We start from the raw sequence: 25,758 nt of genomic DNA on the forward strand, positions 1-25,758 counted from the left end.
GGCCTGATGTCGGTGCACGGGGACACGGTCACCGACGAACTGGAGCCAGCGGTCGAAGCGGCGTTCGCTGCCGGCGGGCCGCTGGCGCGCGCCGACGCCGGCTACGTCGAGCGCGAGGTGCAGCAGGTCTTCGCGCGCGCCGTCGCACGCGCGATCGAGACGCGCTCGGCGCTCGTCGTCGAGGCCGGCACCGGCGTCGGCAAGACGTTCGCGTACCTCGTGCCGCTGCTGCTGTCGGGGCGGCGCGCGCTCGTCAGCACGGCCACCAAGAGTCTGCAGGACCAGCTGTACCTGCGCGACTTGCCGCGGCTCGCGCAGGCGCTGCACGTGCCGGTGCGGCTGGCGCTGCTCAAGGGCCGCGCGAGCTACCTGTGCCTGCACCGGCTGCAGCAGGCGCGGCAGTCGGCGCAGCTGCCCGACCGCCTCGCGGTGCGCGCGCTGGCGCGCGTCGAGCAGTGGGCGACGACGACGCGCAGCGGCGACCTGGCCGAACTCACCGGGCTCGACGAGCGCTCGCCGGTCATTCCGCTCGTCACGTCGACACGCGACAACTGCCTGGGCAGCGACTGCCCGCAGTGGCGCGACTGCCACGTGATGGCCGCGCGCCGCGACGCGATGGCCGCCGACATCGTCGTCGTCAACCACCACCTGTTTTTCGCCGACCTCGCGCTGCGCGACAGCGGCGTCGCCGAGCTGCTGCCCACCGTCGACGCCGCCGTCTTCGACGAGGCGCACCAGCTCGTCGAGGCCGGCGTGCAGTTCCTCGGCACGACGCTGGCCAGCGCCGCGGTGGTCGACTTCGCGCGCGACCTGCTCGCCGCCGGGCTGCAGTGGGCGCGCGGGCTGCAGCCGTGGTCCGACCTCGCGGCCGCCTGCGACCGTGCCGCGCGCGAGCTGCGGCTGTCGGCCGGCGGGGCCGTGCGCGGATCTGCGAGGCGGCCTTGGAGCGACGTCGTCGCCCGGCAGGGTTTCGCAGAGGCGCTGGCCGCGCTCGCGGCGGCCGCCGACGGCGCTGCCGCGGCGCTGGACACGGTGAGCGAACTGGCCCCCGACTTCCCGCGCCTGCAGCAGCGCGCGCTCGGCCTGGCGCGGCTGGCGCGCCAGTTCGCCGGCGCCGCCCCCGATGACCGCGTGCGCTGGGTCGACCTGACCTCGCTGCACGTGCGCCTGGTCGAGTCGGCGCTCGACATCCGCGCGACGATGGCCGCGCAGCGCGCGGCCGCGCCGAAGGCCTGGGTCTTCACGTCGGCCACGCTCGGCGACGACGAGCGCCTGTCGTGGTTCACCGGTCCCGCGGGCCTCGACGACGCGACGACGCTCAAGCTCGGCAGCCCGTTCGACTACGCGGCGCACGCGCGGCTGTGGGTGCCGCCGCGGCTGCCCCGGCCCGGCGACGCCGCACACGCGCCGGCGGTCGCCGAGATCGCGCGCCGCTGTGCGCAGGTGCTCGGCGGGCGCACCTTCGTGCTGACGACGACGCTGCGCGCGCTCGACGTGGTGGCGCAGGCGCTGCGCGAACACCTCGCCGACAGCGGGCTCGACGTGCTCGTGCAGGGCGACGAGCCCAAGCGCGCGCTGCTGCAGCGCTTCGTCGCGCGGCCGCAGGCCGTGCTCGCCGGCTCGCAGAGCTTCTGGGAAGGCATCGACGTGCCGGGCGACGCGCTGCAGTGCGTCGTGATCGACAAACTGCCGTTCCCGCCGCCGAACGACCCGCTCGTCGAGGCACGTGTGCGGCAGATCGAGCGTGCCGGGCGCTCGGCGTTCAACGAGTACTTCGTCGCCGAGGCCGCGGTGTCGCTGAAGCAGGGCGCCGGGCGGCTGATCCGCACCGAGACCGACCGCGGCCTGCTCGTCGTGTGCGACCCGCGGCTGACGCAGATGGGCTATGGCGCGCGGCTGCGCGCTGCGCTGCCGCCGATGCCGCTGCTGCGCGACGAGGCGCAGGCGATGGACTGGCTGAGGCAGCTGGCGGCCGAACGAGACGGCGGCTGACGCGCGGGCTCAGCTCACCACAGCCGCCACCAGGGGCGCTCGCGTTCGACGAGCTCGCCGCCGCGCAGGAATCGGCTGTCGGGGAAGTTGAGCTTGAGCACGCGCTCGACGTCGTCGCGCAGCGTCGCGAGGCCGAGCCGGTCGTAGCTGCGCGCGAGCAGGTACAGCGCCTCTTCGGCGGCCGGCGCCTGGCGGTACTCCTGCAGCGCGTACTGCGCGCGGTTGGCCGCCGCCACGTAGGCGCCGCGCCGGTAGTAGTAGCGCGCGACGTGGACCTCGTACTCGGCCAGCGCGTTGACGATGTAGTCCATGCGCACGCGCGCGTCGTCGGCGTACTTCGACTGCGGGTACATGTCGACGAGCTGCTTGAACGACTGGTAGGCCTCGCGCGAGGCCTGCTGGTCGCGCTCCGACAGCTCCTGCCCCGACAGGTTGCCGAAGAAGCCCAGGTTGTCGACGAAGTTCACGAGCCCGCGCAGGTACATCGCGTAGTCGATCGCCGGGCTCGACGGGTTCAGCCGGATGAAGCGGTCCAGACCGGCCAGCGCCTGTTCGCGCTCGCCGCTCTTCCAGCGCGCGTAGGCCAGTTCGAGCTGTGCCTGCTGCGCGAGCAGCGTGCCGGCGGCGCGGCCCTCGACGCGCTCGAGCGTCGCGATCGCGCGCTCGTAGTTGCCCGACGCGAGGTCGTCGCGGGCCTCTGCATACAATGCCTCGGCCGTCCGGTTGTCGTCGACCTTGGGCGTGCCGCCGCAGGCGGCCAGCAGCGCCGCCAGACCCAGCGCGGCGATCGTCTTCGAGGCGGCCCAAGGGCCGCGGCTTCGGATCATGTTCATCGTGGGCGCCGGCACGTCCGACGCGCGCTCCGTTCCAACCAGCGCGCAGTGTAATGGCCCGACCCGTCGACACCCCCCGTCAGCCCCCCGGCGAGCCCGACTGGGACGACGACGAGGCGGGTGACGCCGCCGGTGGCGGCGAAGGCGCCGTTGAGCTGCGTGAGCGCGTGGTCGACGCCGCGCTGCACGGCCTGCGGCTGGACAAGGCGCTCGTCGCGCTGGCCCCCGAGTTCTCGCGCAGCCATCTGCAAGGCTTGATCGAGCGCGGCCACGTGCGCGTCGACGGCGAGGTGGCGACCATGGCCTCGCGCGCGGTGCGCGCCGGCCAGCGCCTTGCGGTCGAGCTGGTGCCCACCGCGCAGGCGCGCGCGTTCCGGCCGCAGCCGATGGCGCTCGTCGTCGTGCACGAGGACAACGACGTGCTCGTGATCGACAAGCCCGCCGGGCTGGTCGTGCACCCCGCGCCCGGGAACTGGTCGGGTACACTGGTCAACGGCCTGCTGGCGCGCGACGCCGGCGCGGCCGCGCTGCCGCGCGCCGGCATCGTGCACCGGCTCGACAAGGACACCTCGGGGCTGATGGTCGTCGCGCGGACGCTGCCCGCGATGACCGCGCTGGTGCGCGCGATCGCCGCGCGCGAGGTGCGGCGCGAGTACCAGGCGCTGGCGCACGGCGACGTCGGCGCGGCGCCGTTCACGGTCGAGGCACCGATCGGCCGCGACCCTCGCGTGCGTGTGCGCATGGCCGTCGTCGCGCACGGCAAGCCGGCGCGCACCGAAGTCACGCCGGTGGCGCATGCGCGGGGCGTCAGCGCGGTGTGGTGCCGTCTGCACACCGGGCGCACCCACCAGATCCGCGTGCACCTGGCGCACCGCGGCCATCCGCTGGTGGCCGACGCACTGTACGGCGGGGCGCCGGCGCTGGGCGTCGAGCGGCAGGCACTGCACGCGGCGCGCCTGGGTTTTGCACACCCGGTGTCGGGCGCGTGGTTGCAGTTCGAGCGGCCGCTGCCGGCCGACCTCGCGCGGGCGTGGCAGCAGGTGGTCGGCGCTGCGCCAGCGGCTACAATGCGTTCCGGTTCCGAATGACCCGGGACACGAGGCGCGGCAGGCGCGCGTGTCCGACGTGGCCGGCACGGCGGGCGATCCCCGCTGCCGGCGTGCCGCCGGCAGCGGCCAACGAGCGGTCGATCGCGCTGCGCGCCGCACCGACGGTGGCGATTACACCGCGCGACCGGCTTCGAGCAGGAAGACCCCGACCGGTGCCTTGCCGGACTGCGTGGTTCGCACGCAGACCGCAAACCCGCGACAACCCGAACGTACGCACTGCGCCCGGCCGCCCAGCGGCCCGCCGACCGATCCCGATGAACACCGACGACGCCAAGCGCGTGCTCGAGACTGCGCTGTTGTGCGCAGCGCAGCCGCTGTCGCTGCGCGAACTGCGCCAGCTGTTCGACGACCAGGTCGGCGCCGACACGCTGCGCAGCCTGCTCGACGAGCTGGCCAGCGACTGGGCCGGCCGCGGGGTCGAGCTCGTCACGCTCGCCTCGGGATGGCGCTTCCAGAGCCGTCCCGAGATGCGCGAGTTCCTCGACCGCCTGCATCCCGAGAAGCCGCCGCGCTATTCGCGCGCGGTGCTCGAGACGCTGGCCATCATCGCGTACCGCCAGCCCGTGACGCGCGGCGACATCGAGGACATCCGCGGCGTCACGGTGGGCAGCCAGATCGTCAAGCAGCTCGAGGACCGCGGCTGGATCGAAGTCATTGGCCACCGCGACGCGCCGGGCCGCCCGGCGCTGTACGGCACGACGCGGCAGTTCCTCGACGATCTTGGCCTGGCGAGCCTGGCCGATCTGCCGGCCATCGACGGCGCGAGCCCCGCGGCGTTGGCCGAAGCGCCACCGTTGCAGCCGTCGCTGCTCGACGTCGCCGAGCACGTCGACAGTGGCACCGGCGGCGAGTCCGCCGTGGCGGCCAACGCGCCCACCGCGGTTGCGGTCAGCGAGGCCGCCGCCGACGCCATCGCCGACACCGAGGCTGCGAACGGCGCGCCCGCCGCGCCGGCCGCCGACGCGGCGCCGGGCGCAGCGGCGGCGGCCACCGACGACGCGTCGTCGCCGCGCCCGACGTCCCACGATCCCCTGTCCGAATCCTCGTCACCGCCACAGCCATGAACGCGACCGACCCCGACTTCACGCCGCCGCCCGCGCCCGCCGACGATGCGCGCGCCGAGCCCGCGGCCGCGGCACCGGCCAAGCCGTCGTCGCGGCGGGCCCGCGGCGCGAGCGCCGGACCGGCCGAGGCGGCGCCTGGCGAGGGTGGGGCCTTCGCCACCGGCGCTGACGCCGCGGCCCCCGCCGACGCCGCTGAGGCTGCGGCGGGCGCTGCGGGCGAAGGCGACGCCGCGCAGGCGCGTCCGGCCCGCAGCGGGCGCAACCGCCGTCGCGGCCGGCGCGGGCGCGGGCGGCGCGACGGCACTGCCGCCGCGGCGGCACCGGGCGGCGGCGAAGTGTCCGGAGAGGTCGTCGCCGAAGCGCCACCCGTCGAGGCCGTCCTCGCCGAGCGGGCCGACCCCGATGCGGTGTTCGGCGCCGTCGTGTCCGGCGCGTTCGATGCCGAGCCGCCCGCCGACACCGAGACCGTCGAGCCCGCGCCGATCAAGCGCGTGCTGGCCCCCGAGCCCGACGCGCCCAAGCTGCACAAGGTGCTCGCGCAGGCGGGCATCGGCTCGCGGCGCGACATGGAGCAGCTGATCCTCGAGGGGCGCATCACCGTCAACGGCGAGCCGGCGCACACGGGCCAGCGCATCAGCTGGGGCGACCAGGTCAAGGTCAACGGCAAGCCGATCAAGCTGCGCATCGCGCCGCCGCCGCCGCGCGTGCTCGCCTACCACAAGCCCGCCGGCGAGATCGTCACCCACGACGACCCGCAGCAGCGCCCGACGGTGTTCCGCCGGCTGCCGAAACTGCACCAGGGCAAGTGGCAGTCGGTCGGGCGGCTGGACATCAACACCGAGGGCCTGCTTCTGTTCACGAACTCGGGCGAGCTGGCCAACCAGCTGATGCACCCGCGCTTCGGTGTCGAGCGCGAGTACGCAGTGCGCGTGCTCGGCCTGCTCGACGACGAGGCGCGCCGGCGGCTGCTCGAGGGCGTCGAGATCGACGGCCAGCCGGCCAAGTTCGAATCGATCGTCGACGGTGGCGGCGAAGGGGCCAACCACTGGTACCGCGTCGTGATCACCGAAGGGCGCCACCGCGAGGTGCGGCGCCTGTTCGACGCCGTCGGGCTGACCGTCAGCCGGCTGATCCGCATCCGCTACGGCACCGTCGTGCTGCCGCGCGGGCTCAAGCGCGGCGCGTGGGTCGAGCTCGGCGAAGCCGACGTCAAGGCGATCCGCCGCGCCGCGCAGCCAGCGGCGGCGCGCGCGGCCGACGGCGAAGGCGGCGGGCGCACGTCGCGTCGACGCCGCCGGGGTCGCGGCGGGCGTGGCGCCGAGGGCAGCGAAGCCGCCGACCGCTTCGAAGGCGGGCCGATCCCCAGTCCGCTGCAGCAGACCTACGACAAGCGCGCGCTGCAGCGCGAGCGCACGCCGCGGCGCGAGATCGACGACGACGGCCCGATCCCGAACCCGCTGCAGCAGACCTACGACAAGCGGGCGCTGCAGCGCGAGCGCGCCCCGCGGCGCGAACTCGACGAGGACGGCCCGATCCCGAACCCGCTGCAGCAGACCTACGACAAGCGCTTCGTCCAGAAGGAGCGGCCGCTGCTCGGTACCCGCCGCGGTGGGGGGAAGGCAGGCGGCAAGGGCGCCGCGAAGGGCAAAGGCGGCGGGACGACGCCGCGCCAGCCCGACCCGATGCAGACCTCGGTCGGCTACATCGGCGCCGATGCGCTGCAGCGCAAGACCCGCTCGGGGCGCGGCGGCGGCCGCCGCGGCGGGCGCTGAGGCGCGGCGCGCCCGACCGCCCGGCGGGCGCTGGCGACTACAATACAAAACTTTGCCAAGTTCTTGATTCAGGAGAATAAAGTCATGGCCATCGAGCGCACCCTGTCGATCATCAAGCCAGACGCCGTCGCGAAGAACGTGATCGGCCAGATCTACGCGCGTTTCGAAGCCGCCGGCTTGAAGATCGTCGCCGCGAAGATGCTGCACCTGTCGCGCGCCGAGGCCGAGGCGTTCTATGCGGTGCACAAGTCGCGCCCGTTCTTCAACGATCTCGTCAGCTTCATGACCTCGGGCCCGGTGATGGTGCAGGTGCTCGAGGGCGAGAACGCGATTGCGAAGAACCGCGAGCTGATGGGCGCCACCGACCCGAAGAAGGCCGCCGAGGGCACGATCCGCGCCGACTTCGCCGACAGCATCGACGCCAACGCGGTGCACGGCTCCGACGCGCCGGAGACCGCCGCCGTCGAGGTGGCGTTCTTCTTCCCGGCGATGAACATCTACAGCCGCTGAGGCATGACGCGCCCGTGCCCGCTTCGCTCGCGGCCCGCGGCCGGGCGCGCGGCCTGCCGCAGCGCCAGCGGCGCGCGCTGACATGACGGTCAACCTGCTCGACTTCGACCTCGACGCGCTGGCGGCGTACTGCGAGGGCCTGGGCGAGAAGCGCTTCCGCGCGGTCCAGCTGTTTCGCTGGATCCACCAGAAAGGCGAGTCCGACTTCGATCGCATGTCGGACCTCGCGAAGTCGCTGCGCGGCAAGCTCGCCGGGGTCGCCGAAGTGCGCGGGCTGCCGCTGATCAGCGAGCACCGCAGCGCCGACGGCACCGTCAAGTGGCTGTTCGACGTCGGCGGCGGCAACGCCGTCGAGACCGTCTACATCCCCGAGGACGACCGCGGCACGCTGTGCGTGTCGTCGCAGGCCGGCTGCGCGGTCGGCTGCCGCTTCTGCAGCACCGGTCACCAGGGCTTCAGCCGCAACCTGTCCACCGGCGAGATCGTCGCGCAGCTGTGGTTCGCCGAGCACCGGCTGCGCCAGCCCGGCGGCGAGCGCGTGATCGACAACGTCGTGATGATGGGCATGGGCGAGCCGCTGCAGAACTACGCGGCGCTGGTGCCGGCGCTGAAGGTCATGCTCGACGACCACGGCTACGGCCTGTCGCGCCGGCGCGTGACGGTCTCGACCTCGGGCATGGTCGCGATGATCGACCGCCTGCGCGAGGACTGCCCGGTGGCGCTGGCGGTGTCGCTGCACGCGCCCAACGACGCGCTGCGCAGCGCGCTGGTGCCGCTCAACCGCAAGGACGGCATCGACGCGCTGCTCGATGCCTGCGTGCGCTACCTCGAGCGCGCGCCGCGCGACTTCGTGACCTTCGAGTACTGCATGCTTGACGGCGTCAACGACAGCGACGCGCACGCGCGCGAGCTGGTGCGCCTCGTCAAGGTCCGCGTGCCGTGCAAGTTCAACCTGATCCCGTTCAACCCCTTCCCGGCGTCGGGGTTGAAGCGCTCGCCGCGCGAGCGCGTCGCCGCGTTCGCCCGCGTGCTGCAGGACGCCGGCATCGTGACGACTGTGCGCAAGACGCGCGGCGACGACATCGACGCGGCCTGCGGCCAGCTCGCCGGCGAGGTGCAGGACCGCACCCGGGTGCACCTGCGGTTGGTGCGCGCGCCGCTGCGCGCCCCGGCTGCGGCAGCCAACCCCTGATGCCCTGATGCGCACGCGCGCGAAGGTCCCCCGCGGCACGAGCCCGACGCCCCGCCTGCCAGGAGCCCGCAGCCCCATGCCCGCCATCGCCTGCCCGCAGCCGACCCGCCGCGCCCGCGCTGCCGCGGCGTGGGCCGCCCTGACGATCGCCGCGCTGGCCGCCGGGCTCGGCGCCGGCTGCGCGACGACCGACGGTGCGGGTGGTGCCTCCGAGGTGCGCACCGCCTCCGACCTCACCGACGCCGAGCGCCGCGCGCGCGTGCGCGTCGAGCTGGCCAGTAACTACTTCGCCCGCGGCCAGACCGAGACGGCGCTCGACGAGATCAAGCAGGCGCTGGCGGCCAAGCCCGACTTCGCCGACGCCTTCAACCTGCGCGGCCTCGTCTACGCCAGCCTCGGCGACATGAGGCTCGCCGAGGAGAGCTTTCGCCGCGCGCTCGAGCTCGCGCCGCGCGACGGCGAGACGATGCACAACTGGGCGTGGGTGATGTGCCAGCAGCGCCGCTACGCCGAAGCCGACGCGATGTTCGCGCGCGCGCTCGAGCTGCCGAACTACCGCGGCGTCACGCGCACGCTGCTCGCGCGCGGCGTGTGCCAGGCGCGCGAGGGGCGCTACGAGCTCGCCGAGCGCACGCTGGCGCGCTCGTACGAGCTCGACCCGTCCAACCCCGCCACCGGCTTCAACCTCGCCGAGGTGCTGCTGCGCCTGGGGCAGTACGAACGCGCGCGCTTCTACATCGGGCGCGTCAACGCGGTGCCCGAGCAGGTCAACGCGCAGACGCTGTGGCTGGCCGCGCGCATCGAACACAAGTTGGGCAATGCCACCGGCGTGGCCGACTACGGGCGGCAGCTGCGCGGCCGCTTCCCGCAGTCGCCAGAAGCGGCGGCGCTCGAGAGCCGGCGCTTCGATGACTGAGGCCGCCGCCGAGCCGACGCCGCCCGCGGCCTCGACGGCCGGAGCGCTGCTGCGCGCGGCGCGGGAGCGGCAGGGGCTGCACATCGCGGTGCTCGCGACGACGATCAAGGTCGCGCCGCGCAAGCTCGAGGCGCTCGAGGCGGACCGCTACGACGAGCTGCCCGACCCGGCGTTTGCGCGCGCGCTCGCGCAGACGGTGTGCCGCGCGCTGAAGATCGACGCCGCGCCGGTGCTCGCGCTGCTGCCGCGACCGAACGGCGCCGCGCGGCTCGAACAGGTCGCCAGCGGGCTGAATGCGCCGTTTCGCGACCGGCCCGGCCGCGACGACGGCGGCGAGCTGACGCTCATCAACCGGCCGATCTTCTGGGCGCCGGCGATCGTGCTGCTCGCCGCGGCCGTCGTCTACCTGCTGCCACAGAACCTGTTCGGGCCGACGGTGAGCGAGGCCCCCGAGACCGTGCGCGTCGAGCCGCCGCCCGCCGTCGAGCCGGTGGCGCAGCCGGCGCTACCCGCCGAGCCGGCCGCGTCCGAGGCGCCCGCGCCGGCGCCTGCCGAGCCCGTGTCTCCCGCGCCGCTGCCCCAGGCCGCACCCGCCCCGTCCACGACTGCCGCGACACCGCCCGCGGCAGCGGCGCCCGACACGCTGCTGCTGCGCGCCAGCGAGGCGTCGTGGGTCGAGGTGCGTGACCGCGACGGCAACGTGCTGCTGTCGCGCACGCTGCAGGCGGGCGAAGCCGTCGGCGTGAACGGGGCCTTGCCGCTGCGCGCGACAATCGGCAACGTGACGGGCACGACGGTGACGTTTCGCGGCCAGGCGGTCGACCTCGCGACGCGCACGCGCGACAACGTGGCGCGGATCAGCCTCGAGTGAATCCGCGCGCCCCGACGCGCGCCTGACCCGAGTGACGCCATGACCCGACCGCACAGCGAACCCGTCCCCGATGACGGCCCGATCGAGGCCGCGCAGCCGGCGCCACGCCGCTCGCGCCAGGCGCGCGTCGTGTGGGGCGACCGCGTCGTGACGATCGGCGGCGACGCGCCGGTGCGCGTGCAGTCGATGACCAACACCGACACCGTCGACGTCATCGAGACGGCGATCCAGGTCAAGGAGCTCGCGCTGGCCGGCTCCGAGCTGGTGCGCATCACGGTCAACACGCCCGAGGCGGCGGCGGCGGTGCCGCACATCCGCGACCAGCTCGACCGCATGGGCATCGACGTGCCGCTGGTCGGCGACTTCCACTACAACGGCCACCGCCTGCTCACCGACTTTCCGGCGATGGCGCAGGCGCTGAGCAAGTACCGCATCAACCCCGGCAACGTCGGCAAGGGCGACAAGCGCGACCGCCAGTTCGCGATGATGGTCGAGGCGGCGATGAAGTACGACAAGGTCGTGCGCATCGGCGTCAACTGGGGCAGCCTCGACCAGGAGCTGCTCGCGCAGCTGATGGACGACAACGCGAAGCGCCCCGAGCCGTGGGAGGCGCAGCAGGTGATGTACCAGGCGCTCGTGCAGTCGGCGCTGTCGTCGGCGGCGTACGCGCGCGAGCTTGGACTGAATCCCGACCACATCGTCATCAGCTGCAAGGTCAGCGGCGTGCAGGACCTCATCAGCGTCTACCGTGCGCTCGCGCGCCGGTGCGATTACGCGCTGCACCTCGGGCTGACCGAGGCCGGGATGGGCACCAAGGGCACCGTGGCGTCGGCGTCGGCGCTGGCGGTGCTGCTGCAGGAGGGCATCGGCGACACGATCCGCGTGAGCCTGACGCCGCAGCCGGGCGAGGCGCGCACGCAGGAAGTCGTCGTCGCGCTCGAGATCCTGCAGGCCCTCGGCCTGCGCACGTTCAACCCGAGTGTCACCGCCTGCCCGGGCTGCGGGCGCACGACGAGCACGACGTTCCAGGAGCTGGCCAAGCAGATCGACGACTACCTGCGCGCGCAGATGCCGGTGTGGAAGTCGAAGTACCCCGGCGTCGAGACGATGAAAGTCGCCGTGATGGGCTGCATCGTCAACGGCCCGGGCGAGAGCAAGCACGCCGACATCGGCATCAGCCTGCCCGGCACCGGCGAGGCGCCGGCCGCGCCGGTGTTCATCGACGGCCACAAGGCGATGACGCTGCGCGGCGAGGGCATCGCCACCGAGTTCCAGAAGATCGTCGAGGACTACATCGAGCGCCGCTTCGGCGCGCCCCATTCCTCGGCGGCCTGAACGGCCGCTGCCCGGGCCTGGCGCCAGCGCGCGGGGCCGCGGCCCCGCGACGACCCCCCCACTTTTCGCACCCGAGACCATGGACAAGCTGCAAGCCGTCAAGGGCATGAACGACATCCTGCCGCCCGACTCGGCGCGCTGGGAGTGGCTCGAGCGCACGCTGTGCGGCCTGATGGCGCGCTACGGCTACCAGAACATCCGCACGCCGCTCGTGGAGCCGACCGCGCTGTTCGTGCGCGGGCTCGGCGAGGTGACCGACATCGTCGAGAAGGAGATGTACTCGTTCGTCGACGCGATGAACGGCGACCAGCTGTCGCTGCGGCCCGAGAACACCGCCGGCGTCGTGCGCGCGGCGATCGAGCACTCGCTGCTGCACGACGGCGGCAAGCGGCTGTACTACATGGGGCCGATGTTTCGCCACGAGCGCCCGCAGAAGGGCCGCTACCGCCAGTTCCACCAGATCGGCGCCGAGGCGCTCGGCTTCCCGGGGCCCGACGTCGACGCCGAGCTGATCCTGATGTGCCGCGCGCTGTGGCGCGAGCTCGGCCTCGTCGAGGGGCGCGACCTGCGGCTGGAGATCAACAGCCTGGGCCAGCCGCACGAGCGGCGCGCGCACCGCGCCGCGCTGGTCGCGCACTTCGAGGCGCACCACGACCTGCTCGACGACGACTCGCGCCGGCGGCTGCACACCAATCCGCTGCGCATCCTCGACAGCAAGAACCCGGCGATGCAGCCGCTGATCGAGGCGGCGCCGAAGCTCATCGAGTACCTCGGCGACGAGTCGCGCGCGCACTTCGATGGCCTGCGGCGCGTGCTCGATGCCGCGGGCCTCGAGTACCGCGTCAACCCGCGGCTCGTGCGCGGGATGGACTACTACAACCTGACCGTGTTCGAGTGGATCACCGAGCGCCTCGGCGCCCAGGGCACGGTGTGCGGTGGCGGGCGCTACGACCCGCTGATCGAGCAGCTCGGCGGCAAGCCGGCGCCCGCGGTGGGCTGGGCGCTGGGCGTCGAGCGGCTGCTGCTGCTGCTGGCCGAGGCCGGCGTCGCGCCGGCGCCCGTGCCGCCGCGCGCTTTCGCGGTGCTGCCGTCGCCGGCCGTGCTCGCGCAGGCCTTGCCGGTGCTCGAGGCGCTGCGCGCCGCTGGGGTGTCGGTGCTGATGCACGCCGGCGGCAAGGACGGCTTCGGCAGCATGAAGGCGCAGTTCCGGCGTGCCGACGCGAGCGGTGCGACGTGGGCGCTCGTGTTCGGCGACGAGGAACTCGCCCGCGGCGAGGTCGGGCTCAAGCCGCTGCGTGCCCGCCCCGGCGAGGCCACCGGCGCGCAGGTCACGCGCCCGCTGGCACGGGTAGCGCAGTGGGCGCACGAGCTCCTCGACGATAATCCGACGCTTTGACCCGGCTGCGTCCCTTTCCACCGACATGGCGACTCCCCTCGACCTGCAGGAGCAGGAACAGCTCGAAGCGCTGAAGGCGTTCTGGAAGCGGTACGGCAACCTGATCACCTGGACGCTGATCGTGGCGCTGGGTTCGTACGCCGGCTGGAACGGCTGGACCTGGTACCAGCGCGGTCAGTCGATGAAGGCCGCGGCGATGTTCGACGAGCTCGAGCGCGCGGCGCACGCCGGTGACGCGGCGCGCGTCGCGCGCGTGTTCGACGACCTCAAGCAGCGCTACCCGTCCACCGCGTATGCCGAAAAGGGCGGCCTGCTGGCCGCGCGCGTGCAGTTCGAACAGCAGCAGCGCGACGCCGGTCGTGCCGCGCTGCAGTGGGTGGCCGACCATGCCGCCGAGGACGAGTACCGCGCGATCGCACGGCTGCGGCTGGCCGGTGTGCTGCTCGACGACGGCAAGCCCGACGAGGCGCTGAAGCTGCTCGATACCGTCAAGGACGCCGCGTTCGCGGCGCTGGTGGCCGACCGCCGCGGCGACGCGCTGATGGCGCTCGGCCGCCGCGACGACGCCAAGGCCGCGTACCAGGCCGCCTGGCGCGCGATGGACGCCAGCGTCGAGTACCGCCAGCTCGTCGAGGCCAAGCTGACCGCGCTCGGCGCCGCGCCGGCGGCCGACGGAGCCGCGCGATGACGCGTCGCACCGCGGCCGTGGCGGCGCTGGCGGCGGCGCTGCTCGTCGCCGCCTGCTCGTCGACGTCGCGGCCGCCGCCGACGCGGCTCGAGCCGCTTACCGCCAAGATCACCGGCCGCCAGGTGTGGAGCCAGCGCGTCGGAGCGGTCGATTTCCCGCTCGCGCCGGCCGTCGTCGGCGACCGCTTCGTCGTCGCCTCGGGCGACGGCAGCGTGCTCGCGCTGGCCGCCGACGACGGCCGCGTGCTGTGGCGCACGGCGGTGGGCGCGCCGATCACCGCCGGCGTCGGCAGCGACGGCCGCTTCGCTGCCGTCGTCACGCGCGACAACGAGGTCGTCGTGCTCGACGGCGCGCGCGTCGCGTGGCGCCAGCGCGTGCCCGCGCGCGTGGCGACGCCGCCGCTGGTGGCCGGCGAGCGCGTCTTCGTGATAAGCGTCGACCGCACCGTGCACGCGTTCGACGCGCTCGACGGCCGCCGCCTGTGGCGGCTGCAGCGCCCGGGCGAGGCGCTGACGCTGGCGCAGGCGGGCGTCGTCGCCGCGTTCGGTGACACGCTGCTCGTCGGCCAGGGCGCGCGGCTGGCCGGCGTCGACCCGCTGCGCGGCACCGTGCGCTGGGAGGTGCCGCTGGCGGCACCGCGCGGCACCAACGAGGTCGAGCGGCTGGCCGACCTTGTCGGCCCGCCGCTGCGCGTGGGCCAGGTGTTTTGCGCGCGCGCATTCCAGCACGCGGTGGGCTGCATCGACGCCGAGCGCGTCACGCAGGTGTGGAGCCGCCCGGTGGGGGGCACGCAGGCCGTCGGCGGCGACGCGCAGCGTGTCTTCGCGGCCGACGGCAGCGACCGCATCACGGCGTGGAACACGGCCACCGGCGAGGTGCTGTGGTCGTCGCCGCGCTTCCTGTACCGCGGGCTCAGCGGGCCGATCGCGCTCGGCCCGACGGTGATGTTCGGCGACGCCGAGGGCTACCTGCACTGGCTGGCCGCCGCCACCGGCGAGCCGCTGCTGCGCCTGGCCACCGACGGCTCTGCCGTGGTGGGCACGCCGGTGGTGTCGGGCAGCACCGTCCTCGTCGTCACGCGCCGCGGCGGGCTGTTCGCGTTCCGGCCGTCGTGACGGGGTGCGGAGCAGGGCGATGAAGCCCGTCGTCGCGCTCGTCGGCCGCGCCAATGTCGGCAAGTCGACGCTGTTCAACCGGCTGACCGGCACGCGCGACGCGATCGTCGCCGACCTGCCGGGGCTCACGCGCGACCGCCACTACGGCGACGCCAAGTTCGGCGGCCGCGAGCTGATCGTCGTCGACACCGGCGGCTTCGAACCGCAGAAGCCCACCGGCATCGTCGCGGCGATGGCGCGGCAGACGATGCAGGCGGTCGCCGAGGCCGACGCCGTGATCTTCGTCGTCGACCTGCGCGCCGGGCTGTCGGCGCAGGATCACGACATCGCGCGCTACCTGCGCCAGGCCGGCAAGCGGGTGCTGCTGGCGGTCAACAAGGCCGAGGGGATGTCCGACTCGCCGCGCCTGGCCGAATTCCACGAGCTGGGCATCGGCGAGCCGCACCCGATCTCGGCGGCGCACGGGCAGGGCATCCGCAGCCTGATGGAGGCGGTGCTCGAGGTGCTGCCGCCGCCCGCGCACGAACCTGAAGAGGGCGACGAGGGCGAGCGGCCGATCCGCCTGGCGGTGGCGGGGCGCCCCAACGTCGGCAAGAGCACGCTGATCAACGCCTGGCTCGGCGAGGAGCGGCTGGTGGCGTTCGACCAGCCGGGCACGACGCGCGACGCGATCCGCGTGCCGCTCGAACGCGGCGGGCGCCGTTACGAGCTGATCGACACCGCCGGGCTGCGCCGCAAGGGGCGCGTGTTCGAGGCGGTCGAGAAGTTTTCCGTCGTCAAGACGCTGCAGGCGATCGCCGACGCGCACGTCGTCGTGCTGCTGCTCGACGCGACGCAGGGCGTGGGCGAGCAGGACGCGCACATCGCCGGTTACATCCTCGACGCCGGCCGGGCGGTCGTGATCGCCGTCAACAAGTGGGACGCCGCCGACCGCTACCAGCGCGAGCAGTTCGAGCGCTCGCTCGAGCAGCGGCTGGCGTTCCTGCGCTACGCGCCGCGCGTGCACATCTCGGCGCTCAAGCGCCAGGGGCTCGGGCCGCTGTGGAAGGCGATCGGCGAGGCCTACGCGTCGGCCACGCGCAAGCTGCCCACGCCGGTGCTCACGCGCCTGGTCCTCGACGCCGTCGCGCACCAGGCGCCCAAGCGCGCCGGCGCGTTTCGGCCCAAGCTGCGCTACGCGCACCAGGGCGGCATGAACCCGCCGATCGTCGTGATCCACGGCACCGCGCTGGAACACGTCACCGACGCCTACAAGCGGTACCTCGAGGGCCGCATCCGCGAGCATTTCCAGCTCGTCGGCACGCCGCTGCGCATCGAACTGCGCTCGGCGCGGAACCCTTTCGTCGAGCGCGACACTTAACCGACGCGGTGATCGCGCCGGCGCGTCTCGGCCGCGGCGGCGCTGTGTTAACGTGCCGCGATCCTCGGCATCCAACACGGAGAATATCGTGAGCAACAAAGGGCAGCTACTACAAGACCCGTTCCTGAACCTCCTGCGCAAGGAACACGTGCCGGTGTCGATCTACCTCGTCAACGGCATCAAGCTGCAGGGCCACATCGAGTCGTTCGACCAGTACGTGGTCCTGCTGCGCAACACCGTCACGCAGATGGTCTACAAGCACGCGATCTCCACCGTGGTGCCCGGCCGCGCCGTGAATTTCCACGCCCAGGACGCCGGCGAGGCGTCCTGACCGGCCTTTGCCGCCCGCTTTGCGCCGCACGCACACCTTGACCCCCGCAGAACTGTCGACCGCACCGGCGCCGGGTGCCGCCCGCGTGGTGCTGGTCGGCGTCGACCTCGGCCCCGGCTCGTCGTTCGACCCGACGCTCGACGAACTCGCCCAGCTCGCCGAATCGGCCGGCGACGAAGTCGTTGCGCGCGTGTTCGCGCGGCGCAAGGCGCCCGACGCGGCGCTGTTCGTCGGCAGCGGCAAGGCCGACGAGATCAAGGCGCTGGTGCAGCAGCACGGCGCGCAGGGCGTGATCTTCGACCAGGCGCTGTCGCCGGTGCAGCAGCGCAACCTCGAGCGGCACCTCGGCGTGCCGGTGTCGGACCGCACGGCGCTGATCCTCGAGATCTTCGCCGAGCGCGCGAAGAGTCACGAGGGCAAGCTGCAGGTCGAGCTCGCGCGGCTGCAGTACCTGTCGACGCGGCTCGTGCGCCGCTGGAGCCACCTGGAGCGCCAGCGCGGCGGCATCGGCACGCGCGGCGGCCCGGGCGAGACGCAGATCGAGCTCGACCGCCGCATGATCAGCGAGCGCATCCGCAGCGTGAAGACGCGGCTGGACCGCGTCAAGCGCCAGCGCCAGACGCAGCGCCGCGCGCGCGAGCGCAGCGGCACGTTCCGCATCGCGCTGGTGGGCTACACCAACGCGGGCAAGTCGACGCTGTTCAATGCGCTCGTGAAGGCGCGCACCTACGCCGCCGACCAGCTGTTCGCGACGCTCGACCCGACGGTGCGCTCGCTGTACCTGCCGCCGGACGACGACGAGCCGGGCCGCTCGGTGTCGCTGTCGGACACCGTGGGCTTCATCCGCGACCTGCCGCACAAGCTCGTCGAGGCGTTCCAGGCCACGCTGCAGGAGGCGGTCGACGCCGACTTGCTGCTGCACGTCGTCGATGCCGCCAGCCCGACGCGCGATGAGCAGATCGCCGAGGTCGAGCGCGTGCTGGCCGAGATCGGCGCGCACGACATCCCGCAGGTGCTGGTGTTCAACAAGGTCGACCGGCTCGAGCCGTCGCGCCGGCCGCGCGAGCTCGTCGACAGCGTCGAGCGCGCAGGCGGGCAGCGCACGCCGCGCGTGTTCGTCAGCGCCCTCGACGGCACCGGGCTGCCCGAGCTGCGCCGACTGATGGCGCGCCTCGCGGCCGCGTCGTCGTCCGCGCCTGTCGACGCGGTGCGCGCGGTCCCGGTTTCGCCTTCCCCGATGCAAGCATGACCATGCATTCCTCTGCCTTCGACCGCGAGCCGCTCGCCCTTCGCCTGCGCGCCGTCGCGGCCGCCGCGCGCGCGCTCGCCCGCGCGGTGCTGCGCGGCCGCCGCCAAGACACGCTGGTGCTCAACAGCGGGCGCAACGACGGCCCACCCGACCTCGACGAGCTGTGGAAAGACTTCAACGGCAAGCTGTCGAACCTGTTCGGCGGCAAGAAGGGGCCGCGCCGCGAGGGCTTCGGCGGCGGTGACGGCGGCGGGCAGGGCGGTGGCCCCGGCTTCCAGCCGCCCGACATGAAGAGCGCGGGCATCGGCGTCGGTCTGATCGTCGGCGTCGTCGCGCTGATCTGGCTCGGCAGCGGCGTCTACATCGTGCAGGAAGGCCAGCAGGCCGTCGTCACGACGTTCGGGCGTTACACCACGACCGTCGACGCCGGCATCCAGTGGCGGCTGCCGTACCCGTTCCAGGCGCACGAGACGGTGCCGTTCACGCAGCTGCGCTCGGTCGACATCGGCCGCAACACGGTGCTGCAGGCCACCGGGCTGCGCGATTCGTCGATGCTGACGCAGGACGAGAACATCGTCGACATCCGCTTCACGGTGCAGTACCGCCTGAGCGACTCGCGCGCGTACCTGTTCGAGAACCGCAACCCCGACGAGGCCGTCGTGCTCGCTGCCGAGTCGGCGGTGCGCGAGATCGTCGGGCGCAGCCAGGTCGACTCGGTGCTGTATGCCGCCCGCGACGCGATCGCTGCCGACCTCGTGCGCTCGATCCAGGGCCAGCTCGACCGCCTGAAGGCCGGCATCGTGATCACCAACGTCAACATCCAGAACGTGCAGGTGCCCGAGCAGGTGCAGGCGGCGTTCAACGACGCCGTGCGCGCCGGCGCCGACCGCGACCGCTTCCGCAACGAAGGCGAGGCCTACGCGAGCGATGTGATCCCGAAGGCGCAGGGTACCGCCGCACGCCTGCGCGAGGAGGCCGAGGCGTACAAGGCGCGCGTGATCGCCACCGCCGAGGGCGATGCGCAGCGCTTCCGCTCGGTGCTCGCCGAGTACCAGCGCGCGCCGGCCGTCACGCGCGACCGCCTGTACCTGGAGACGATGCAGTCGGTGTACTCCAACGTCACCAAGGTGCTGGTCGACAGCCGCACCGGCTCCAACCTGCTGTACCTGCCGCTCGACCAGCTGATGCGGCAGTCGGCGTCGGGCCCTGCGCCCGCCGCGGCACCGCGCACCGACGTGCCCACGGCGCCGGCCGCGGCCGCCGCCGTCACGCAGGACGCCCGCGCGCGCGACGGCCGCGGCCGCGAGCGCGACATCCGCTGACGACACGAGGACCCGCGACATGAACCGAATCGGAGCCATCGCCGCCGCACTGCTCGTGCTGCTGATGGTGCTGTCGTCGACGCTGTTCGTCGTCGACCAGCGCCAGATCGCCGCCGTCTATGCGCTGGGCGAGATCAAGACCGTCATCACCGAGCCCGGGCTGAACTGGAAGCTGCCGCCGCCGTTCCAGAACGTCGTCTTCCTCGACAAGCGCATCCAGACGCTGGACAACACCGACCCGCGGCCGATCTTCACCGCCGAGAAGAAGAGCGTGCTCGTCGACTGGATGGTCAAGTGGCGCATCAGCGACCCGCGCCAGTTCATCCGCAACAGCGGCACCGACATGCGCAACCTCGACGTGCGCCTGACGCCGGTGGTGCAGGCCGCCTTCAACGAGGAGATCACGCGCCAGACCGTCACCGGCGTGCTCGCGACCGACCGCGAGCGCGTGATGCAAGGCGTGCGCGACCGCCTCACCGAGGTGTCGCAGAACTTCGGCATCGAGATCGTCGACGTGCGCGTCAAGCGTGTCGACTTCGTCGCCGACATCACCGACGCCGTCTACCGCCGCATGGAGTCGGAGCGCAAGCGCGTGGCCAACGAGCTGCGCTCGACCGGTGCCGCCGAGGGCGAGAAGATCCGCGCCGACGCCGACCGCCAGCGCGAGGTGATCCTCGCCGAGGCGTTCCGCGACGCGCAGAAGATCAAGGGCGAGGGCGACGCGCGCGCGTCCGCGCTGTACGCCGAGGCGTTCGGACGCGACCCGCAGTTCGCGCAGTTCTACCGCAGCCTCGAAGCCTACCGCGCGAGCTTCCAGAGCAAGAACGACCTGATGGTCGTCGACCCGGGCAGCGACTTCTTCCGCGCGATGCGCGGTGCGGCGCCCGCCGGGCGCTGACGCGCGCCGTGGGCGATGTCCTGCTCGGCGCGTTCGCGCTGATGCTGGTGTTCGAGGGCCTGCTGCCGTTCATCAGCCCGGTGCTTTGGCGGCAGGTGTTCGAGCGCGCGGTGCGCATGACCGACGGCCAGATCCGCTTCCTCGGGCTGAGCAGCATGCTGCTCGGCGTCGTCCTCGCGCTGCTGTTCCTGCACTGACGGCGCCCGTGCGCGGCGGTGCGCGCACCGAGGTCGTGCAGTGCGGCCCGTACAATGCCGTTTTCACACGCCACCCCCGCGATGACGTCTGCCTGGTTGCTGCCCGAGCACATCGCCGATGTGCTGCCCGCGCAGGCGCGACACATCGAGGACCTGCGCCGATCGCTGCTCGACCTGGCGCGCGGCTACGGCTTCGAGCTCGTGATTCCCCCGCTGCTGGAGCACCTCGAGTCGCTGCTGTCGGGCACCGGCCACGCGCTGGACCTGCGCACCTTCAAGCTGATCGACCAGCTCAGCGGGCGCACGCTGGGCGTGCGGGCCGACACGACGCCGCAGGTCGCGCGTATCGACGCGCACCTGCTCAACCGCCAGGGCGTCGCGCGCCTGTGCTACTGCGGGCCGGTGCTGCACACGCGGCCGGCGGGCATGCACGCGACGCGCGAGCCGCTGCAGTTCGGCGCCGAGATTTATGGCCACGCCGGGCTGGAGGCCGACCTCGAGGTCATCGAACTCGCGCTCGACGGATTGCGCGCGGCGGGCGTCGAACAGCCGGTGCTCGACCTCGGCGACGCGCGCATCGTGCGCGGCGTGCTGGCCGGCGCGCCGCTCGATGTGACGCAGCTCGAGGCCATCGTCGATGCGCTGTCGGCCAAGGATCCGGCGGCGCTCGATGCGCTCGCCGCGCTCGTGCCGGCCGAAGGACGGGCCGCGCTGCACGCGCTGCCGGCGCTGTACGGCGGGCCGGAGGTGCTCGCGCAGGCGCGTGAGCGGCTGCCGCAGCGCGCGCTGATCGACGCGGCGCTCGACGATCTCGAGCGCCTGGCCGCCGAGCTGCAGCGCATGCACCCGCAGGTGCGAATCGGTTTCGACCTCGGCGACATGAGCGGCTACGCGTACTACAGCGGCATGCGTTTCGCGGTCTACGCCAGCGGTTCGAGCGACGCACTCGTGCGTGGCGGGCGCTACGACGAGGTCGGCGCCGTGTTCGGGCGCAACCGCCCGGCGGTGGGCTTCAGCCTCGACCTGAAGGCGCTCGCGCTGCTCGCACCGCCCGCGCCCGTGCGCGGGGCGATCCGCGCACCCTGGGGCAGCGACGAGCGACTGCGCCAGGCGGTGCGCAAGCTGCGCTCGCTCGGCGAGACCGTGCTGTGCATCCTGCCCGGGCACGAGCACGAGGTCGACGAATTCGACTGCGACCGCGAACTGGTCGAGGTCGGCGGGCAATGGGTGCTGCGCGCGCTGTGACGGCGCGGTGGCGGTGGGCACGATTTCCGGACGAACGATGACGTCACAGACAGCAGCGCCCCTGCGCGGGCGCAACGTGGTGGTGGTGGGCACCCAGTGGGGCGACGAGGGCAAGGGCAAGGTCGTCGACTGGCTCACCGACCACGCGCACGGCGTCGTGCGCTTCCAGGGCGGCCACAACGCCGGGCACACGCTGGTCATCAAGGGCGTCAAGACGGCGCTGCAGCTGATCCCCAGCGGCATCATGCGCGACGGCGTCGCGTGCTACATCGGCAACGGCGTCGTCGTCGATCCGACGCACCTGCTCGGCGAGATCGAGCGGCTCGAGGGCATCGGGCTCGAGGTGCGCTCGCGGCTGTACCTGAGCGAGTCGTGCCCGCTGATCCTGCCGTTCCACGTCGAGCTTGACCGCGCGCGCGAGGCGCTGCGCGAGACCAGCGGCAGCGGCAAGATCGGCACCACCGGCAAGGGGATCGGCCCGGCCTACGAGGACAAGGTCGCGCGCCGCGCGCTGCGCGTGCAGGACCTGAAGCACCCCGAGCGCTTCGCGGCCCGCCTGCGCGAGCTGCTCGAGCTGCACAACGTCGCGCTTGCCGGCTACCTGAAGAGCCGCCCGCTCGAGTTCGCCCCGATCTACGACCACGCGATGCGCGTGGCCGAGCAGCTCAAGCCGATGATGGCCGACGTCGGCTACCTGATCCACCAGGCGCACCTGGCGGGGCGCAACATCCTGTTCGAGGGCGCGCAGGGCACGCTGCTCGACATCGACCACGGCACCTATCCCTACGTGACGTCGAGCAACTGCGTCGCCGGCAACGCCGCGGCGGGCTCGGGCGTCGGGCCGGGGATGCTGCACTACGTGCTCGGCATCACGAAGGCCTACACGACGCGCGTCGGCTCGGGGCCGTTTCCGACCGAGCTGCCGATCGACGAGCCGGGCAGCGTGGGCCACCACCTGAGCACGGTGGGCGCCGAGCGCGGCACCGTCACCGGTCGTGCGCGCCGTTGCGGCTGGCTCGACGCGGCGGCGCTCAAGCGCAGCATCGTCATCAACGGTGTCTCGGGGCTGTGCATCACCAAGCTCGACGTGCTCGACGGGCTGCCCGAGATCCGCGTCGGCGTCGGCTACGAGCTGCACGGCCGCCGCATCGACATCCTGCCGCTCGACGCCGACGACATCGCGGCGTGCCGGCCGGTGTACGAAACGCTGCCGGGCTGGAGCGAGTCGACCGCAGGGATCACGCAGTGGGAGCGGCTGCCGGTCAACGCGCGCCGCTACCTCGAGCGCGTGCAGGAATTCATCGGCGCGCCCGTCGACATGGTCTCGACCGGGCCCGACCGCGAGCACACGATCGTGCTGCGCCACCCGTATCAGGCTTGAACAAGCGCAGGAGATCCCCAGATGTTGACCGACGACGGCAAGCACCTCTACGTCTCGTGGGACGAGTACCACATGCTGATCGAGCGCCTGGCGCTCAAGGTGCATGCGTCGGGCTGGGAGTTCGACCAGATCCTGTGCCTCGCGCGCGGGGGCATGCGCCCCGGTGACGTGCTGTCGCGCGTGTTCGACAAGCCGCTGGCGATCATGTCGACGAGTTCGTACCGCGCCGAAGGCGGCACGATCCAGGGGCGGCTCGACATGGCGAAGTACATCACGCTGCCCAAGGGCGAGCTGGCCGGGCGCGTGCTGCTCGTCGACGACCTCGCCGACTCGGGCGTCACGCTGCGCGCCGTCGTGGAGCGTCTGCGCGGCATGCCGGCCATCGTCGAGCTGCGCTCGGCCGTCATCTGGGTCAAGGGGGTGTCGAGCTACACCCCCGACTACTACGTCGAGCTGCTGCCCACGAGTCCGTGGATCCACCAGCCGTTCGAGGAGTACGATCACCTCAGGCCCGAGGGCCTGGCGAAGAAGTACGAGATCTGAAATGCAAGAGGCCGGCAGAGCCGGCCTCGTGTGTCGTGTGTGGTGCCCAGGAGAGGACTCGAACCTCCACGCCGTTAAGCGCTAGTACCTGAAACTAGTGCGTCTACCAATTCCGCCACCTGGGCATCGACGCCGTCGCTGCGCGAGGCTGCGCGGCATCAAGAGAACGAAAGTTTAGCATCAAAAAAGATCCAACCACGAGCACCCTGGCCCCGGGTGCCGCGCTGATGAGCGAAGTCGAGGGCATCGTCCAGGGCCACCGTGATGGCCACGGCTTCGTCGTGCGCGACGACGGGCCCGACGTGTACCTGAGCCCGCAGGAGATGCGCGCCGTGCTGCACCGCGACCGCGTGCGCGTGCGCATCGTGCGCTACGACCGCAAGGGCCGCCCCGAGGGGCGCGTGCTCGACATCGTCGAGCGCCGCAAGGCGCCGATCATCGGGCGCCTGCTGCACGAAGGCGGCGTGTGGGTCGTCGCGCCCGAGGATCGTCGCTACGGCCAGGACATCCTGATCCCGAAGAACGCGATCGCCAACGCGCAGCCCGGGCAGGTGGTGGCGGTCGAGCTGACCGAGCCGCCGTCGATGTTCTCGCAGCCCGTGGGGCGCGTGACCGAGGTGCTCGGCGACATCGACGACCCCGGCATGGAGATCGAGATCGCGGTGCGCAAGTACGAAGTGCCGCACCGCTTCTCGCCCGAGGCGATCGCGCAGGCCGCGGCGCTGCCCGACAAGATCCGCCCCATCGACCGCCGCCACCGCATCGACCTCACCGACGTGCCGCTGGTGACGATCGACGGCGAGGACGCACGCGACTTCGACGACGCGGTCTACTGCGAACCGCACAAGAGCGGGCGCGGCAAGAGCGCGTTCAACGGCTGGCGGCTCGTCGTGGCCATCGCCGACGTGAGTCACTACGTCAAGCCCGGCGAGCCGCTGGACCGCGACGCCTACGAGCGCGCGACGTCGGTGTACTTCCCGCGCCGCGTGATCCCGATGCTGCCGGAAAAGCTCAGCAACGGGCTGTGCTCGCTCAATCCGCACGAGGACCGGCTGGCGATGGTGTGCGACATGCTGGTCGACACGGCCGGCGAGATCACCGCGTACCAGTTCTACCCGGCCGTGATCTGCTCGCACGCGCGGCTGACCTACACCGAGGTCGCGGCGATCCTCGCCAACACCAAGGGCCCGGAGGCGGCGCGCCGCGAGGCGCTGGTGCCGCACCTCGTGCACCTGCACGAGGTGTACCGCGCGCTGCTCAAGCACCGCGCCAAGCGCGGCGCGGTCGACTTCGAGACCACCGAGACGCAGATCGTCTGCGACGACAACGGCCGCATCGAGAAGATCGTGCCGCGCGTGCGCACCGAGGCGCACCGGCTGATCGAGGAGGCGATGCTCGCCGCCAACGTGTGCGCGGCCGACTTCATCGCGCGCGCCGAGCACCCGTCGCTGTACCGCGTCCACGAGGGGCCGACGCCCGAGAAGCGCACGACGCTGCAGAACTACCTGCGCGCGCTGGGCATCGGTCTGGGGTTGAGCGAGGAGCCGACGCCGGGCGAGTTCCAGGCGATCGCCGCCGCCACGCGCGACCGTCCCGACGCCGCGCAGATCCACACGATGCTGCTGCGCTCGATGCAGCAGGCGATCTACAGCGGCATCAAGGGCAGCCACTTCGGGTTGGCGTACGAGGCCTACACGCACTTCACGAGCCCGATCCGGCGCTACCCGGATCTGCTGATCCACCGCGTGCTCAAGGCGCTGCTGCACGGCAAGCGCTACCACCTGTCGACCGGCGTCGTCGAAGACGCCCCCAAGCTGCGCCGCGGTGGCAAGGCGCCGAAGGCGTCGACGCAGGAGGCCGAACGCTGGGAGGCCGTCGGCGTGCACTGCAGCGCCAACGAGCGCCGCGCCGACGAGGCCTCGCGCGACGTCGAGGCCTGGCTCAAGTGCCGCTACATGCGCGACCGCCTGGGCGAGGAGTTCTCGGGCACCGTCAGTGCGGTGACCAGCTTCGGCCTGTTCGTCACGCTCGACGCGCTGTATGTCGACGGGCTGGTCCACATCACCGAACTCGGCGGCGAGTACTTCCGCTTCGACGAGGCGCGCCAGGAGCTGCGCGGTGAGCGCACCGGCATCCGCTACGGGGTGGGCACACGGGTGCGCGTGCAAGTCAGCCGCGTCGACCTCGACGGGCGCAAGATCGACTTCCGCCTCGTGCGCGAAGGCGAGGACGAGCGCTTGCTCGCGCGCGGGCGCGTGGCGTCCGAGCGCGGCGCCGTGCAGGCGCTGCACGAGGTGCGCGAGCGCGACCGTGCTGCGCGCGCCGGCGCGCGCAGCGCCCGCGCGCGCACGCGAACCAAGGGCGCTGGCGGTGCTGCGGCCGCTTCCGCGAAGGGTCGCGGCGGCCGGTCGACCGCGGCGCGCAAGCGCCGCTGAGCGC

23 protein-coding genes and 1 tRNA gene are annotated in these 25,758 nt (G+C 72.7%); 22 read left to right on the forward strand and 2 right to left on the reverse strand.

The annotated features are described in order from the left end of the window. Nucleotides 1-6: 6 nt before the first annotated feature. Nucleotides 7-1,992, forward strand: a complete 1,986-nt coding sequence (locus DRV96_RS01880) for a DNA repair helicase YoaA (protein WP_119287080.1) — start codon at nt 7-9, stop codon at nt 1,990-1,992. Nucleotides 1,993-2,006: 14 nt separating this feature from the next. Here DRV96_RS01880 and DRV96_RS01885 read toward each other — a convergent pair whose 3' ends face one another. Beyond that, complete coding sequence (locus tag DRV96_RS01885; RefSeq protein WP_119287446.1) at nt 2,007-2,819, reverse strand: outer membrane protein assembly factor BamD; 813 nt, start codon at nt 2,817-2,819, stop codon at nt 2,007-2,009. A 59-nt stretch (nt 2,820-2,878) separates the two neighbouring features. Here DRV96_RS01885 and DRV96_RS01890 point away from each other — a divergent pair, with 59 nt between their 5' ends. From DRV96_RS01890 to DRV96_RS01985, 20 genes are all read left to right on the forward strand, one after another. Continuing rightward, nucleotides 2,879-3,913, forward strand: a complete 1,035-nt coding sequence (locus DRV96_RS01890) for an RluA family pseudouridine synthase (RefSeq protein WP_119287082.1) — start codon at nt 2,879-2,881, stop codon at nt 3,911-3,913. A 275-nt stretch (nt 3,914-4,188) separates the two neighbouring features. Continuing rightward, nucleotides 4,189-4,998, forward strand: a complete 810-nt coding sequence (gene scpB, locus DRV96_RS01895) for an SMC-Scp complex subunit ScpB (protein ID WP_119287084.1) — start codon at nt 4,189-4,191, stop codon at nt 4,996-4,998. Beyond that, nucleotides 4,995-6,770 (forward strand): pseudouridine synthase, encoded by a 1,776-nt coding sequence (locus DRV96_RS01900; protein WP_119287087.1) that lies wholly within the window; start codon nt 4,995-4,997, stop codon nt 6,768-6,770. The genes scpB and DRV96_RS01900 overlap by 4 nt, the downstream gene beginning before the upstream one ends. 84 nt (nt 6,771-6,854) lie before the next feature. Beyond that, a complete protein-coding gene (gene ndk, locus DRV96_RS01905) occupies nt 6,855-7,280 on the forward strand; it encodes a nucleoside-diphosphate kinase (RefSeq protein WP_119287090.1) in 426 nt (141 codons plus the stop codon). A gap of 82 nt (nt 7,281-7,362) precedes the next feature. Further along, the gene (gene rlmN, locus DRV96_RS01910) at nt 7,363-8,472 is read left to right on the forward strand and encodes a dual-specificity RNA methyltransferase RlmN (protein WP_119287092.1); all 1,110 of its coding nucleotides are present in this window, start codon (nt 7,363-7,365) and stop codon (nt 8,470-8,472) included. 76 nt (nt 8,473-8,548) lie between these two features. After that, nucleotides 8,549-9,388 (forward strand): type IV pilus biogenesis/stability protein PilW, encoded by an 840-nt coding sequence (pilW, locus tag DRV96_RS01915; protein ID WP_119287094.1) that lies wholly within the window; start codon nt 8,549-8,551, stop codon nt 9,386-9,388. Then, the gene (locus tag DRV96_RS01920) at nt 9,381-10,259 is read left to right on the forward strand and encodes a helix-turn-helix domain-containing protein (RefSeq protein ID WP_119287096.1); all 879 of its coding nucleotides are present in this window, start codon (nt 9,381-9,383) and stop codon (nt 10,257-10,259) included. The genes pilW and DRV96_RS01920 overlap by 8 nt, the downstream gene beginning before the upstream one ends. Before the next feature lie 39 nt (nt 10,260-10,298). Next, nucleotides 10,299-11,594 (forward strand): flavodoxin-dependent (E)-4-hydroxy-3-methylbut-2-enyl-diphosphate synthase, encoded by a 1,296-nt coding sequence (ispG, locus tag DRV96_RS01925; RefSeq protein ID WP_119287098.1) that lies wholly within the window; start codon nt 10,299-10,301, stop codon nt 11,592-11,594. Nucleotides 11,595-11,673: 79 nt separating this feature from the next. After that, a complete protein-coding gene (hisS, locus tag DRV96_RS01930) occupies nt 11,674-12,990 on the forward strand; it encodes a histidine--tRNA ligase (protein WP_119287101.1) in 1,317 nt (438 codons plus the stop codon). Nucleotides 12,991-13,015: 25 nt separating this feature from the next. Next, the gene (locus tag DRV96_RS01935) at nt 13,016-13,678 is read left to right on the forward strand and encodes a YfgM family protein (RefSeq protein ID WP_119287103.1); all 663 of its coding nucleotides are present in this window, start codon (nt 13,016-13,018) and stop codon (nt 13,676-13,678) included. Then, complete coding sequence (gene bamB / locus DRV96_RS01940) at nt 13,675-14,793, forward strand: outer membrane protein assembly factor BamB (protein WP_119287105.1); 1,119 nt, start codon at nt 13,675-13,677, stop codon at nt 14,791-14,793. Before DRV96_RS01935 ends, bamB begins: the two co-directional genes overlap by 4 nt. 19 nt (nt 14,794-14,812) lie before the next feature. After that, complete coding sequence (der, locus tag DRV96_RS01945; RefSeq protein WP_119287108.1) at nt 14,813-16,153, forward strand: ribosome biogenesis GTPase Der; 1,341 nt, start codon at nt 14,813-14,815, stop codon at nt 16,151-16,153. A gap of 88 nt (nt 16,154-16,241) precedes the next feature. Continuing rightward, a complete protein-coding gene (gene hfq / locus DRV96_RS01950) occupies nt 16,242-16,484 on the forward strand; it encodes an RNA chaperone Hfq (RefSeq protein ID WP_119287110.1) in 243 nt (80 codons plus the stop codon). A 37-nt stretch (nt 16,485-16,521) separates the two neighbouring features. Continuing rightward, nucleotides 16,522-17,733, forward strand: a complete 1,212-nt coding sequence (gene hflX, locus DRV96_RS01955; protein ID WP_235823245.1) for a GTPase HflX — start codon at nt 16,522-16,524, stop codon at nt 17,731-17,733. A gap of 2 nt (nt 17,734-17,735) precedes the next feature. Beyond that, the gene (gene hflK, locus DRV96_RS01960) at nt 17,736-19,055 is read left to right on the forward strand and encodes an FtsH protease activity modulator HflK (RefSeq protein ID WP_119287450.1); all 1,320 of its coding nucleotides are present in this window, start codon (nt 17,736-17,738) and stop codon (nt 19,053-19,055) included. 19 nt (nt 19,056-19,074) lie between these two features. Continuing rightward, nucleotides 19,075-19,953, forward strand: coding sequence for a protease modulator HflC (hflC, locus tag DRV96_RS01965; RefSeq protein WP_119287112.1), 879 nt, complete (start codon nt 19,075-19,077; stop codon nt 19,951-19,953). Nucleotides 19,954-19,961: 8 nt separating this feature from the next. Further along, the gene (locus tag DRV96_RS01970; RefSeq protein ID WP_119287114.1) at nt 19,962-20,150 is read left to right on the forward strand and encodes a DUF2065 domain-containing protein; all 189 of its coding nucleotides are present in this window, start codon (nt 19,962-19,964) and stop codon (nt 20,148-20,150) included. A gap of 81 nt (nt 20,151-20,231) precedes the next feature. Then, nucleotides 20,232-21,395 (forward strand): ATP phosphoribosyltransferase regulatory subunit, encoded by a 1,164-nt coding sequence (locus tag DRV96_RS01975; RefSeq protein ID WP_119287116.1) that lies wholly within the window; start codon nt 20,232-20,234, stop codon nt 21,393-21,395. Between the two features lie 37 nt (nt 21,396-21,432). Continuing rightward, nucleotides 21,433-22,776 (forward strand): adenylosuccinate synthase, encoded by a 1,344-nt coding sequence (locus DRV96_RS01980; RefSeq protein WP_119287119.1) that lies wholly within the window; start codon nt 21,433-21,435, stop codon nt 22,774-22,776. A gap of 21 nt (nt 22,777-22,797) precedes the next feature. Continuing rightward, a complete protein-coding gene (locus DRV96_RS01985; RefSeq protein WP_119287121.1) occupies nt 22,798-23,319 on the forward strand; it encodes a phosphoribosyltransferase in 522 nt (173 codons plus the stop codon). Nucleotides 23,320-23,359: 40 nt separating this feature from the next. Here DRV96_RS01985 and DRV96_RS01990 read toward each other — a convergent pair. Next, nucleotides 23,360-23,444, reverse strand: a tRNA-Leu gene (locus tag DRV96_RS01990). A 102-nt stretch (nt 23,445-23,546) separates the two neighbouring features. Here DRV96_RS01990 and rnr point away from each other — a divergent pair. After that, nucleotides 23,547-25,754 carry a ribonuclease R gene (gene rnr, locus DRV96_RS01995; protein WP_119287123.1) on the forward strand — a complete coding sequence of 736 codons (2,208 nt, stop codon included), beginning with the start codon at nt 23,547-23,549 and terminating at the stop codon, nt 25,752-25,754. Nucleotides 25,755-25,758: the final 4 nt, after the last annotated feature.

The organism is Azohydromonas sediminis (assembly GCF_003574675.1).
Taxonomy (GTDB): domain Bacteria; phylum Pseudomonadota; class Gammaproteobacteria; order Burkholderiales; family Burkholderiaceae_C; genus Calidifontimicrobium; species Calidifontimicrobium sediminis.

Bases quoted from the DNA above. Each gene is read 5' to 3' on its own strand.
- rnr (WP_119287123.1), top strand. From the start codon at position 23,547: ATGAGCGAAGTCGAGGGCATCGTCCAGGGCCACCGTGATGGCCACGGC.
- DRV96_RS01980 (WP_119287119.1), top strand. From the start codon at position 21,433: ATGACGTCACAGACAGCAGCGCCCCTGCGCGGGCGCAACGTGGTGGTG.
- bamB (WP_119287105.1), top strand. From the start codon at position 13,675: ATGACGCGTCGCACCGCGGCCGTGGCGGCGCTGGCGGCGGCGCTGCTC.
- hflC (WP_119287112.1), top strand. From the start codon at position 19,075: ATGAACCGAATCGGAGCCATCGCCGCCGCACTGCTCGTGCTGCTGATG.
- der (WP_119287108.1), top strand. From the start codon at position 14,813: ATGAAGCCCGTCGTCGCGCTCGTCGGCCGCGCCAATGTCGGCAAGTCG.
- DRV96_RS01935 (WP_119287103.1), top strand. From the start codon at position 13,016: ATGGCGACTCCCCTCGACCTGCAGGAGCAGGAACAGCTCGAAGCGCTG.
- ispG (WP_119287098.1), top strand. From the start codon at position 10,299: ATGACCCGACCGCACAGCGAACCCGTCCCCGATGACGGCCCGATCGAG.
- scpB (WP_119287084.1), top strand. From the start codon at position 4,189: ATGAACACCGACGACGCCAAGCGCGTGCTCGAGACTGCGCTGTTGTGC.
- ndk (WP_119287090.1), top strand. From the start codon at position 6,855: ATGGCCATCGAGCGCACCCTGTCGATCATCAAGCCAGACGCCGTCGCG.
- hisS (WP_119287101.1), top strand. From the start codon at position 11,674: ATGGACAAGCTGCAAGCCGTCAAGGGCATGAACGACATCCTGCCGCCC.
- pilW (WP_119287094.1), top strand. From the start codon at position 8,549: ATGCCCGCCATCGCCTGCCCGCAGCCGACCCGCCGCGCCCGCGCTGCC.
- hflK (WP_119287450.1), top strand. From the start codon at position 17,736: ATGCATTCCTCTGCCTTCGACCGCGAGCCGCTCGCCCTTCGCCTGCGC.
- rlmN (WP_119287092.1), top strand. From the start codon at position 7,363: ATGACGGTCAACCTGCTCGACTTCGACCTCGACGCGCTGGCGGCGTAC.
- DRV96_RS01975 (WP_119287116.1), top strand. From the start codon at position 20,232: ATGACGTCTGCCTGGTTGCTGCCCGAGCACATCGCCGATGTGCTGCCC.
- DRV96_RS01885 (WP_119287446.1), bottom strand. From the start codon at position 2,819: ATGATCCGAAGCCGCGGCCCTTGGGCCGCCTCGAAGACGATCGCCGCG.
- DRV96_RS01880 (WP_119287080.1), top strand. From the start codon at position 7: ATGTCGGTGCACGGGGACACGGTCACCGACGAACTGGAGCCAGCGGTC.
- DRV96_RS01985 (WP_119287121.1), top strand. From the start codon at position 22,798: ATGTTGACCGACGACGGCAAGCACCTCTACGTCTCGTGGGACGAGTAC.
- DRV96_RS01900 (WP_119287087.1), top strand. From the start codon at position 4,995: ATGAACGCGACCGACCCCGACTTCACGCCGCCGCCCGCGCCCGCCGAC.
- DRV96_RS01890 (WP_119287082.1), top strand. From the start codon at position 2,879: ATGGCCCGACCCGTCGACACCCCCCGTCAGCCCCCCGGCGAGCCCGAC.
- DRV96_RS01920 (WP_119287096.1), top strand. From the start codon at position 9,381: ATGACTGAGGCCGCCGCCGAGCCGACGCCGCCCGCGGCCTCGACGGCC.